Origin of the sequence: Streptomyces sp. NPDC059008, from assembly GCF_042749045.1 — a bacterium.
In the GTDB taxonomy this organism is placed as follows: Bacteria; Actinomycetota; Actinomycetes; order Streptomycetales; family Streptomycetaceae; genus Streptomyces.
Genome location: NZ_JBHYJC010000062.1, coordinates 20,037 through 30,845, shown reverse-complemented (window position 1 = coordinate 30,845; position 10,809 = coordinate 20,037). Strand labels below are relative to the sequence as shown.

Genomic DNA, 10,809 nt, shown 5'->3' with positions numbered 1-10,809 from the left:
GCCGGTGTGCACTGGCTGCGGGGGCGCCGTTCGGCGTGCGCCGGGGTGTCAGCCCGCGGCGGCCGCGGCGGGCACGGCCGTGGGCTCCGGCTCGGTGGCCGCGGTCGCGCCGCTGTCGCCGTCGCCGATGCGGATGCTGGTGGCGGCCGCGTACGCCTCGCGGTCCAGGATCTTCTCCTTGGCGGCGACCAGGATCGGGACGAGCGCCTGGCCGGCGACGTTCGTCGCCGTGCGCATCATGTCCAGGATCGGGTCGATGGCCATCAGCAGGCCGACGCCCTCCAGGGGCAGGCCCAGGGTGGAGAGGGTCAGGGTCAGCATGACCGTGGCGCCGGTCAGACCCGCGGTGGCGGCGGAACCGATGACCGAGACGAACGCGATCAGCAGGTAGTCGCCGATGCCGAGGGGGATGTCGAAGATCTGCGCGATGAAGATCGCGGCGATCGCCGGGTAGATCGAGGCGCAGCCGTCCATCTTGGTCGTCGAGCCGAACGGCACCGCGAAGGAGGCGTACTCACGCGGCACACCGAGGCGCTCGGTGACCTTCTGGGTGACCGGCATGGTGCCGACCGACGAACGGGAGACGAAGGCCAGCTGGATGGCGGGCCAGGCGCCGCGGAAGAACTGCAGCGGGTTGACCTTGGCGACGGTCGACAGCAGCAGCGGGTAGACGCCGAAGAGGACCAGGGCGCAGCCGACGTAGATGTCGACGGTGAAGGTCGCGTACTTGCCGATCAGGTTCCAGCCGTACGTCGCGATGGCGTTGCCGATCAGGCCGACGGTGCCGAGCGGCGCGAGCCGGATGACCCACCACAGGGCCTTCTGGAGCAGCTCCAGGACGGAGCGGCTGACCTTGAGGACCGGCTCGGCCTTCTCACCGAGCTGCAGCGCCGCGATACCGGCGACGGCCGCCATGAAGACGATCTGCAGGACGTTGAGCTCGGTGAACGGCGTGATGATGTCGGTGGGGACGATGCCGGTCAGGAAGTCGATCCAGGAGCCGGCGTGCTCGGGGAGCTTGCCGTCCTTGGGGGTCAGGCCGGTGCCCGCGCCGGGGTGGGTGAGCAGGCCGATCGCCAGGCCGATCGCGACGGCGATCAGCGAGGTGGCCATGAACCACAGCAGGGTGCGGGAGGCGAGCCGGGCGGCGTTGTTGACCTGCCGCAGGTTGGTGATCGACACCAGGATCGCGAAGAAGACCAGCGGGGCGACGGCCAGCTTCAGCAGCTGGACGAAGAGGTCGCCGATGTGCGCCAGCGTGGAGGTGAGCCAGCCGATGTCACCGCTCTTGGCTATCCCGCCGAGCAGCACGCCCAGGGCGAGGCCGGCGAGGATCTGGGCCCAGAACGGGACCTTGGGTATTCGGGAGGCCTTGGGGGCCTTGGGGGTCTGTGCGGACTGGGAGGTCTCGGCAGACGTGGACAACGGACACACTCCGGGGACAGATAAGACGTGGGGAAACGGCAGAAAGGAGCGCCAGGAGGTCCGTGCTTCAGACAGGATCTCCGGCCGCTGGACGAGGTCGGTCAGCGGCGGCAACAGGCCGCGGACATACAGCGGCAAAGATCGACGTGCAGGCGCGCCACGAGCGGAACGCTCATGGGGGACGGGGGCGCGGCTGCGGTCTTCATGGCAAGTACGTTAACACTTGAACTTTGAGGGACCCAAAGAAAATCTTTGAGTTCCGACCGGGCTGGTGGGCGCCGGACACCGCGGCGCGAGGACGGCGAAGCCGCCCGCCGAGGAGCCCGGCGGGCGCCGGATCCGGTCAACAACGCGGCAGGCGCCCGGCCGTGGAGCGATGTCCACGGCGACGGGCGCCTGAAAGGTGTCGTGAACTGCGCCGGCGGGGTGCCCACCGACTGTGAGGCGTCTTACAGAAAGGTCTGTACCACGCGAAGGGTCCGCCCTACGTGGTGCGTGCCACGTGGGGGCGGCCGCTAGCCCAGGCCGTCCTCCTGGCCGGCGTTGGCCGCGAGCCGCTCGCGCTGCCGGTCGACCTTGGCGACGATCTGCTCGGACATCGCGTCCCGCTGCTTGCGCAGCAGCACGAAGCTGAGGGGCGCGGAGATCACGATGGCGAGCAGCAGCATCCAGACGGTGTTGGACGCGCCCACGGCGAGCGGGATGACGTGGAAGTAGGCCAGCGCCCACACCACCGCGAAGCAGGCGACGAACAGGCCGATGCGAAGGGCGGTGTAGCGGAGCGTGGCGAACTTGTGGCTACTCACGGACGGGACCTTCTTCTCAACGGCAACCGAAAGGTTCTTCTTCCAGTCAAGCACAGCGCCACCGACGATCTTCCGGGCCCCCGCCACGGGCCGCTGCGCCTCGGACCGGCCCGGCGTCCGGCTCAGCCCAGCTCCAGCCACATCGTGACGTCGTCGCGGAAGTCGTCGTCGGCGACCTTGATGGCGCCGGGGACCCGGCCGACCTCCTTGTAGCCGCAGGCCCCGTAGAAGCGGCTCAGGCCCGTGCCGCCGCGGCAGGTGAGCCGGATGCCGGATATGCCGTCGATGCCGCGGGCGCTCTCGGCGACGGCCTCCATCAGCCGGCGGCCCGCGCCGCGGCCCTGGAGGGAGGGGTGGAGCATGACGGTGTAGACCCACAGCCAGTGCCGCATCAGCCGGTGGGTGTTGAGGGTGAGGAACGCCGTCGCCACGACCCGGTCGTCCGCGTCCCGCCCGACCACCAGGCGCGCCCGGCCCTCGGCCATGGCCGCCAGATGCCGGAGCAGCTCGGGACGCACGTCCTGCTCCGTCACCGGCGGGACGAAGCCGACGGCGCCGTCGGCGTTGGAGACCTCGACCCACAACGCGCAGATCCCGTCGCGGAGTTCGGGGGTGACGGGGGGATCCGGGTCGAAACGCACGCTCATACCCCGGACCCTAACCCCGCCCTCCGACAATCGGCGCAGGCCGGCTCAGACGCGCATCGGCTGCGGCGACTCGCGGCGCTCGGGGTCCGGGCCCGGGTACTCGCGGATGGCCTCGTAGCGGGTGTTGCGCTCGACGGGGCGGAAGCCGGCGTCGCGGATCAGCTCCAGCAGGTCCTCACGGGTCAGCTTGTTGGGCGTGCCGTAGTTGTCCGCGTCGTGGGTGATCTTGTACTCGACGACCGAGCCGTCCATGTCGTCGGCGCCGTGCTGCAGGGCGAGCTGGGTGGTCTGCAGACCGTGCATCACCCAGAAGCACTTGATGTGCGGGACGTTGTCGAACAGCAGGCGGGAGACCGCGAAGACCTTCAGCGCCTCGGCGCCGGTGGCCATCGTCGTACGGGCCTGGAGGCGGTTGCGGACCTTGCCGTCCTTCATGTCCACGAAGTCGTGCTGGTAGCGCAGCGGGATGAAGACCTGGAATCCGCCGGTCTCGTCCTGGAGTTCACGCAGCCGCAGCACGTGGTCGACGCGGTGGCGGGGCTCCTCGATGTGCCCGTAGAGCATGGTCGAGGGGGTCTTGAGGCCCTTCTCGTGCGCGAGGCGGTGGATGCGCGACCAGTCCTCCCAGTGGGTGCGGTGGTCGACGATGTGCTGCCGGACCTCCCAGTCGAAGATCTCCGCGCCGCCGCCGGTGAGCGACTCCAGACCGGCGTCGATCAGCTCGTCGAGGATCTCGGAGGCGGACAGGCCCGAGATGGTCTCGAAGTGGTGGATCTCGGTGGCGGTGAAGGCCTTCAACGAGACGTTCGGCAGGGCCTTCTTGAGCTCGCTCAGCGACCGCGGGTAGTACCGCCACGGCAGATTGGGGTGCAGCCCGTTGACGATGTGCAGCTCGGTGAGGTTGTCGTTCTCCATCGCCTTGGCGAGGCGGACGGCCTCCTCGATGCGCATCGTGTACGCGTCCTTCTCGCCCGGCTTGCGCTGGAAGGAGCAGTAGGCGCACGACGCGGTGCACACGTTGGTCATGTTGAGGTGGCGGTTGACGTTGAAGTGGACGACGTCGCCGTTCTTGCGCGTGCGCACCTCGTGGGCCAGGCCGCCCAGCCACGCCAGGTCGTCGGACTCGTACAGGGCGATACCGTCCTCGCGGGTCAGCCGCTCCCCGGCGTGGACCTTCGCCTCCAGCTCGCGCTTGAGGCCCGCATCCATCGACGCAGCCATCCGGTCGCCTCCCAGTCTCTGCCGTATTCTGTGCCGCTTCTGTGCAGCAAACAGGCTTCGTCGAGCGTACTCCCCCGTAATGACAGCGGACGGGGCCCCCTTGGTGCACCCGTCCGCCCGTCGTGTCCCGCCTGGATCCGGTGGCCTACTCGACCTCTTCGGGCAGCTCGCCGACGCGGTTCTCCCACTTGGTGGAGAGCACGATCGTGGTGCGCGTACGGGAGACGCCCTTGGTGCCGGACAGCCGCCGGATGGTGCGCTCCAGGCCGTCCACATCGCCCACCCGCACCTTGAGCATGTACGAGTCGTCGCCGGCGATGAACCAGCAGTCCTCGATCTCGGCGAGGTCGCGCAGCCGGCGGGCGACGTCCTCATGGTCGGCGGCGTCCGACAGCGAGATGCCGACCAGCGCGGTGACGCCGAGGCCGAGCGAGGCGGCGTCGACCGTCGCCCGGTAGCCGGTGATCACACCGGCCGCTTCGAGGCGGTTGATCCGGTCCGTGACGCTGGGCCCGGAGAGGCCGACGAGGCGGCCGAGCTCCGCGTACGAGGCCCGGCCGTTCTCGCGAAGTGCCTGGATGAGCTGCCTATCCACCGCGTCCATGCCCTCAAGCCTTCCAATCTTTACGCATTTTCGAGTTCTACATGTAGAATCTAAGGCACACAGGGCTCAGTCCCTGCGAATCTTCCAAACGATCAAAGACGATCTCACAGGAGCTGTCACCGTGTACTCGATCGAGATGGCCTACGCCCGCATGCGCGAGCTGCAGGACCAGGCCAATCGTTCACGTGCCCACAAGCCCGCTGAGCCGCGGGCCCGGCGCCGCTTCGGCCGCGCCGCCGCGGCGAAGAAGAGCTGACCGACCGAAGAAGCGCCGACTCAGGCGCTGACTTAGGGAGCGTCGGGGGCCTCCTCCTCTTCCTTGGAGCCACCCCGAAGCTCCCCCTCCCAACGCCGGTACAACCCGTGCGGCACCTCCGCCGCGTCGAGCACCCGGCCCGCGACGAAGTCCACCAGATCCTGGATGTGCGTCGCTCCCGCATAGAACGCCGGCGAGGCGGGCAGCACCACGGCGCCCGCCTCGTCCAGCGTCACCAGATGCTTCAGCGTCGGCCCGTTCAGCGGGGTCTCCCGCACCGCCACCACCAGCCGCCGCCGCTCCTTGAGCGTCACGCTCGCCACCCGCTGCAGCAGATCCTTCGACAGCCCGAGCGCCACACCGGCCACACACGCCGTGCTCGCCGGGACGATCAGCATCCCCTTCACCGGATACGAACCCGACGACGGCCCGGCCGCCAGATCCCCGGCCGCCCAGTAGCGCACATCCGCCAGGTCCGCCTCCGTCACCGGAAACGTCGCCGGTTTGCCGTCCGCCCCGCGCGCCAGCCATTCCCGCAGGTCAGCACGCCAATGAGCGTCCCGGAACGCAATCCCGGTCTCATCCAGCAGCGTCAGCCGCGACGCCCGGCTGACGACCAGGTCCACCGCCTCCCCCGCGGCGAGCAGCCCGCGCAGCACGGAAGCCGCATACGGCGTCCCGGACGCGCCGGAGATCCCCACGACCCACGGACGGCGTCGCCCGGGGTCCTGCTTGCTGGTGTCGTTGTGCGGCGGCTCCACGCATCGAGCCTATCCGGCGGAACCACAGACCCCGTCACGGCCGTTGTTACCTGTGCGCCCCTCGCGCGCGGACCCGCCGGGGGCCGACCGGGGAGGCCGCCCGCGGGGCCACCCGCCGGGGGAGGAGAAGGGAGGGCCGGGGATGACCGCACGCGCCAAGCCGGCGATCTGCCTGATGCTGGGCTGGGTCGCGCTGTTGTGGCTGCTGGAGGGCGTCGACTTCGTCACCGCGGGAGCGCTGGACACCTTCGGCATACAGCCGCGCGAGCCCGCCGAGCTGGTCGACGTGGTGCCCGCGGCCTTCCTGCACTTCGGCTTCGGCCATCTGGCGGCCAACACCCTGCCGTTGCTGCTGCTGGGCTTCGTCGCCGCACTGCGCAGCGGGGTGCGGCGCTTCGCCGCCGTCGTCGCGCTGATCATCCTCACCAGCGGACTGGGCGTCTGGCTCACGGCCGCCCCGTACAGCAACACCGCGGGCGCCTCCGGTGTCGTCTTCGGCCTCTTCGGCTACCTCCTGGTGCGCGGCTTCATCGAGCGCAAAGCGCTCGACATCGGCATCGGCCTGGTCGTCGGCGCGGTGTACGGCTCGATCCTGTGGGGCGCGCTGCCGACCGACAGCGGCATCAGCTGGCAGGGCCACCTCTTCGGCCTGATCGGCGGGGTGCTGGCGGCCTTCGCCTTCCGGGAGCGCGCCCGCGCCACCACCGCCGGAGCCGCTGTCGGACCGGTCCCGTAGCCTCGGAACGAACGGGAGCCGCCGAGGCGTGACGCGACACCACGCACCGCGCGGGCGAAGCACGCAGCACACACGGGGTGAGCAGACCATGTCCGACTACCACCAGCCGGGTTACGGACCGCACAGCGGCGGTCCCCAGCAGCCGTACGGGACGCCGCAGTCCCCCTGGCCGAACGGCGCGGCGCCCGACGGCGGTTACGGCTACCCCGGCGCCCCCGGGTACCAGCAGCCGGGCCCCGGCTACCAGACCCCCGGCCCGGCCTACGGCCCGACTCCCGGCTACGGCACCCAGCCCCCGCCCAGCCCCTCCACGGGCCCCGCGATGTGGTCCCATCTGGGCGCGCTGCTGACCGTCACGGCCGGCTCCATGGTGTGCTGCGGCCTGGGCGCCTTCCTCGGCTGGATCTTCCCGATGTCCATCCGGGGCAACGAGCGCCACAAGCACGACCCCTACGTCCGCCACCACGCCACCCAGGCGCTGAACTTCGGCATCACCCAGGCCGTCATGGCGGCCCTCGGCGTGATCCTCTACTTCGCCAGCGCCTTCATCTTCGCGGCGGCCGCCCACACCGAAGCCCAGCGCAACAGCTCCGGACTCGCGGTGCCGCTGCTGACCGTGATCGGCATCATGGCCGCCTACGGCATATCGGGCATGGTCTGCGCCATCATCGCCACGGTCAAGGCCACCCGCGGCGAACTGTGGACCTACCCGCGCCTGATCGCCTGGCCGGTCAGCAAGGGCTGACGGCCCCCGAACGATCCGGACGCCGGCCCGACACCGCGCCGGCCCGACACCACGTCAGACCGACAGCCCGCGCACCACCAGATCCAGCAGCGCGCAGACGAACAGCGCGATGCCGATGAAGCTGTTGACCTGGAAGAAGGCCCGGTTCAGCCGGGAGGTGTCGTGCGGGCGGACGATCGCGTGCTCGTAGCAGAAGGCCGCGGTGACGATCACCATCCCGAGCCAGAAGAAGACACCGGCGCCGATGGCGAGGGCGTACCAGACCAGCAGCGCGGTCGTCACGACGTGGCACCAGCGCGCGCCCCACAGCGCGCCCGGCACACCGAAGCGGGCCGGTACGGACATCACGCCGTTGGCGCGGTCCGCCTCGACGTCCTGGCAGGCGTAGATCAGATCGAAGCCGCCGATCCAGATGCCGACCGCGAGGCCGAGGATCACCGCCTCCCAGGACCACGCGCCGGTGATCGCGATCCACGCGCCGACCGGGGCCATCGCCTGGGCCAGGCCGAGGATCGCATGCGGGAAGTTCGTGAATCGCTTGCCGTACGGATAGACCACCATCGGGACCACGGCGACCGGGGCCAGCGCCAGGCACAGCGGGTTGAGCAGGGCCGCCGCGCCCAGGAAGACGACGACGGCGACCAGCGCGCCGGTCCAGGCGGACTTGACCGAGACCGCGCCGGTGACGAGTTCGCGTCCGGCCGTGCGCGGGTTACGGGCGTCGATCTCGCGGTCGATGATGCGGTTGACGGCCATCGCGAAGGTGCGCAGACCCACCATCGCGACGGTCACCAGCAGCAGCGGGACCCAGTGGATGCGCTTGTCGAGCTGGTACATGGCGGTGAACGCCGCGATGTAGGCGAAGGGGAGCGCGAAGACCGAGTGCTCGATGACGACCAGGCGCAGGAACGCCTTGGTCCTGCCCGGCTGCGGTACCGCGGCGGCGGAGGCGCTCACAGGCCGTACTCCTTCCAGCGGCGGTCGACCAGGGCCGCCGTCGGCGGGTCGGACTCGACCATGTCCGGCCAGCCGCCGTCCCTGGTGTAGCCCTCCTCGGGCCACTTCTTCGTGGCGTCGATGCCGGCCTTGCCTCCCCAGAACTGCTGGTAGGAGGCGTGGTCGAGGTGGTCGACGGGGCCTTCGACGACGGTCAGGTCGCGGGCGTAGTCGGTGTTGCCCAGGGCGCGCCAGGAGACCTCGTGGAGGTCGTGGACATCGCAGTCCGCGTCCACGACCACGATCAGCTTGGTCAGCGACATCATGTGCGCGCCCCAGATGGCGTGCATGACCTTCTGCGCGTGCTTGGGGTACTTCTTGTCGATCGAGACGATCGCGCAGTTGTGGAAGCCGCCGGACTCGGGGAGGTGGTAGTCCACGATGTCCGGGACGATGATCTTGAGGAGCGGGAGGAAGAAGCGCTCCGTCGCGCGGCCGAGCGGGCCGTCCTCGGTCGGCGGGCGGCCGACCACGATCGACTGGAGCAGCGGGCGCTTGCGCATCGTCACGCAGTCGATGGTCAGCGCCGGGAACGGCTCCTGCGGCGTGTAGAAGCCGGTGTGGTCGCCGAACGGGCCCTCCGGGAGCATCTCGCCGGGCTCCAGCCAGCCCTCGATGACGACCTCGGCGTGGGCCGGCACCTGCAGCGGGACCGTCTTGCAGTCGACCATCTCGATCCGCTTGCCCTGGAGGAAGCCGGCGAAGAGGTACTCGTCGATGTCGCCGGGGAGCGGGGCGGTGGAGGCGTAGGTGACGGCCGGGGGGCAGCCGAAGGCGATGGCGACGGGCAGCTTCTCACCGCGCTTGGCCGCGACCTGGTAGTGGTTGCGGCTGTCCTTGTGGATCTGCCAGTGCATGCCGATGGTGCGCTTGTCGTGGCGCTGCAGCCGGTAGAGGCCGAGGTTGCGTACGCCGGTCTCCGGGTGCTTGGTGTGCGTCAGCCCCAGGTTGAAGAAGGAGCCGCCGTCCTTGGGCCAGGTGAACAGGGCGGGGAGCCGGTCGAGGTCGACGTCGTCGCCGGTGAGCACGACCTCCTGCACCGGGGCGCTCTCGCCCTTGACCTTCTTCGGCGGGACGTGCGTCATGCCCGCGAGCTTGCCGAACGCCTCGCGCACGCCGACGAAGCCCTGCGGCAGTTCCGGCTTGAGCAGACCGGCGATCTTGCCGCTGATGTCCTCGTACGCCTTCAGGCCCAGCGCCTTCAGCAGCCGGCGGTCGGTGCCGTAGACGTTCATGGCGAGCGGCATGGCCGAACCCTTGACGTTCTCGAAGAGCAGCGCCGGGCCGCCGGACTTCTGCACCCGGTCCACGATCTCGCCGACTTCCAGATACGGGTCGACCTCGGCCTTGATGCGCTTGAGGTCGCCTTCGCGTTCAAGTGCGCGCAGGAACGAGCGGAGATCGTCGTAAGCCATGCGTTCCAGTATCGGGTACGCACTACCCTGGGCGGGTCACCGGGCCCCGTCGAGGGCCCGCCGTCACGCGCAGGGGGCTCGTTCCGCAATGCTCAGGTATCTGCCGTTCCTACTGGTGCTGGCGCTGTGGATCTACGCGTTCATCGACTGCCTCAACACCCCCGAATCGCAGGTGCGCGGGCTGCCCAAGGTGGTCTGGGTGATCATCATCCTGCTCTTCGGCGAGGTGCTGATCGGGCCGGTCGCGTGGCTGGTGGCGGGCAAGCAGCGGCAGCCGGCGACGGGCGGCGGCAGCACCCCCGCCGAGTGGCACCGCAACCACCGCACGAAGTTCGTCGCCCCGGACGACAACCCCGAGTTCCTCAGGTCCCTCAAGGACGAGAACAAGAAGGACGAGGCCCTGCTCAAGGACTGGGAGGCCGATCTGCGCCGCCGCGAGGAGGAGCTGCGCCGCAAGAGCGGCGAGGCGGCGGACGGCCCCGAGGACACCCCGCCGGCCAAGGGATAGCGCCCACCGGCCGAGGGCTTCGGGCGTCCGGCCGAGGGTCGGGGCGGGTCGGGGCGTTCGATGCCGCCAAGGCGGTCCGGCGCGGCGTACGGTGATCTCATGGACCGTACGCAGGACTGGGGTCAGGACCGCGACGAGTTCCGGCTGCGCGGCGGCGTCGACGGCCACAGCGACCCGTCCGGGCACCCCGACCATCTGCAGGAGCAGGCCCGCGCCATGCTGGCGACGGCGCTGGAGGAGGCGCGCGCAGGGCTGGCCGAGGGCGGTATCCCGATCGGCGCGGCGCTGTACGGACCGGACGGCGCGCTGCTGGGCCGCGGCCGCAACCGCCGGGTCCAGGACGGCGATCCCTCGCTGCACGCGGAGACGGCGGCTTTCCGCGCGGCCGGCCGGCAGCGCGGCTACCGCGGTACGACGATGGTCACCACCCTCTCCCCCTGCTGGTACTGCAGCGGCCTGGTCCGCCAGTTCGGGATCTCGCGGGTGGTGATCGGCGAGGCCCGGACGTTCCACGGCGGGCATGACTGGCTCGCCCGGCACGGTGTGCGGATCGTCGTGCTGGACGACCCCGAGTGCGCGCGGATGATGCGCGACTTCATCGAGGCGCGGCCGGCGCTGTGGCGTGAGGACATCGGAGGCGGGTGAGCGCCCCTACCCGGCGCCCGAGGGGACGCCGGGAACGGGTGCGG

Annotated in this window: 13 protein-coding genes; 5 read left to right on the top strand and 8 right to left on the bottom strand. The window is 70.2% G+C overall.

All coding sequences use genetic code 11. The features are described 5' to 3' along the window. Positions 1–48: 48 nt before the first annotated feature. The 5 genes from ACFWZH_RS36320 to ACFWZH_RS36300 all read right to left on the bottom strand — a co-directional run bounded on the left by ACFWZH_RS36320 (position 49) and on the right by ACFWZH_RS36300 (position 4,703). Positions 49–1,425: a dicarboxylate/amino acid:cation symporter gene (locus tag ACFWZH_RS36320; RefSeq protein ID WP_384441627.1), complete on the bottom strand. Its 1,377-nt coding sequence runs from the start codon at positions 1,423–1,425 to the stop codon at positions 49–51. Between the two features lie 515 nt (positions 1,426–1,940). Further along, positions 1,941–2,231 carry a DUF4229 domain-containing protein gene (locus ACFWZH_RS36315; protein WP_384441623.1) on the bottom strand — a complete coding sequence of 97 codons (291 nt, stop codon included), beginning with the start codon at positions 2,229–2,231 and terminating at the stop codon, positions 1,941–1,943. A 122-nt stretch (positions 2,232–2,353) separates the two neighbouring features. Then, positions 2,354–2,878 carry a GNAT family N-acetyltransferase gene (locus ACFWZH_RS36310; protein ID WP_384441620.1) on the bottom strand — a complete coding sequence of 175 codons (525 nt, stop codon included), beginning with the start codon at positions 2,876–2,878 and terminating at the stop codon, positions 2,354–2,356. Between the two features lie 45 nt (positions 2,879–2,923). Further along, positions 2,924–4,087 carry an aminofutalosine synthase MqnE gene (gene mqnE, locus ACFWZH_RS36305; RefSeq protein ID WP_384441636.1) on the bottom strand — a complete coding sequence of 388 codons (1,164 nt, stop codon included), beginning with the start codon at positions 4,085–4,087 and terminating at the stop codon, positions 2,924–2,926. Between the two features lie 157 nt (positions 4,088–4,244). Further along, positions 4,245–4,703 carry an Lrp/AsnC family transcriptional regulator gene (locus ACFWZH_RS36300; protein ID WP_384441617.1) on the bottom strand — a complete coding sequence of 153 codons (459 nt, stop codon included), beginning with the start codon at positions 4,701–4,703 and terminating at the stop codon, positions 4,245–4,247. 121 nt (positions 4,704–4,824) lie between these two features. Here ACFWZH_RS36300 and ACFWZH_RS36295 point away from each other — a divergent pair, with 121 nt between their 5' ends. After that, positions 4,825–4,959 (top strand): hypothetical protein, encoded by a 135-nt coding sequence (locus ACFWZH_RS36295; protein WP_384441639.1) that lies wholly within the window; start codon positions 4,825–4,827, stop codon positions 4,957–4,959. 32 nt (positions 4,960–4,991) lie between these two features. Here the strand turns inward: ACFWZH_RS36295 and ACFWZH_RS36290 are convergent, their stop codons facing one another. Further along, complete coding sequence (locus ACFWZH_RS36290; protein WP_384441614.1) at positions 4,992–5,720, bottom strand: UbiX family flavin prenyltransferase; 729 nt, start codon at positions 5,718–5,720, stop codon at positions 4,992–4,994. 142 nt (positions 5,721–5,862) lie between these two features. On the opposite strand from ACFWZH_RS36290, the gene ACFWZH_RS36285 reads away from it, so the two are divergent. Both ACFWZH_RS36285 and ACFWZH_RS36280 read left to right on the top strand, forming a co-directional pair. Further along, a complete protein-coding gene (locus ACFWZH_RS36285; protein WP_384441611.1) occupies positions 5,863–6,456 on the top strand; it encodes a rhomboid family intramembrane serine protease in 594 nt (197 codons plus the stop codon). A gap of 88 nt (positions 6,457–6,544) precedes the next feature. Further along, positions 6,545–7,201 carry a DUF4870 domain-containing protein gene (locus ACFWZH_RS36280; RefSeq protein WP_384441608.1) on the top strand — a complete coding sequence of 219 codons (657 nt, stop codon included), beginning with the start codon at positions 6,545–6,547 and terminating at the stop codon, positions 7,199–7,201. 54 nt (positions 7,202–7,255) lie between these two features. On the opposite strand, the gene mqnP is transcribed toward ACFWZH_RS36280, so the two are convergent. Together mqnP and ACFWZH_RS36270 are read right to left on the bottom strand one after the other, a co-directional pair. Then, positions 7,256–8,158: a menaquinone biosynthesis prenyltransferase MqnP gene (gene mqnP, locus ACFWZH_RS36275; RefSeq protein WP_384441605.1), complete on the bottom strand. Its 903-nt coding sequence runs from the start codon at positions 8,156–8,158 to the stop codon at positions 7,256–7,258. Beyond that, positions 8,155–9,612 (bottom strand): menaquinone biosynthesis decarboxylase, encoded by a 1,458-nt coding sequence (locus tag ACFWZH_RS36270; protein WP_384441602.1) that lies wholly within the window; start codon positions 9,610–9,612, stop codon positions 8,155–8,157. Before ACFWZH_RS36270 ends, mqnP begins: the two co-directional genes overlap by 4 nt. Before the next feature lie 88 nt (positions 9,613–9,700). Here ACFWZH_RS36270 and ACFWZH_RS36265 point away from each other — a divergent pair, with 88 nt between their 5' ends. Then, positions 9,701–10,120: a PLD nuclease N-terminal domain-containing protein gene (locus tag ACFWZH_RS36265; RefSeq protein WP_384441599.1), complete on the top strand. Its 420-nt coding sequence runs from the start codon at positions 9,701–9,703 to the stop codon at positions 10,118–10,120. Positions 10,121–10,219: 99 nt separating this feature from the next. After that, complete coding sequence (locus tag ACFWZH_RS36260) at positions 10,220–10,765, top strand: nucleoside deaminase (RefSeq protein ID WP_384441596.1); 546 nt, start codon at positions 10,220–10,222, stop codon at positions 10,763–10,765. Positions 10,766–10,809 lie beyond the last annotated feature (44 nt).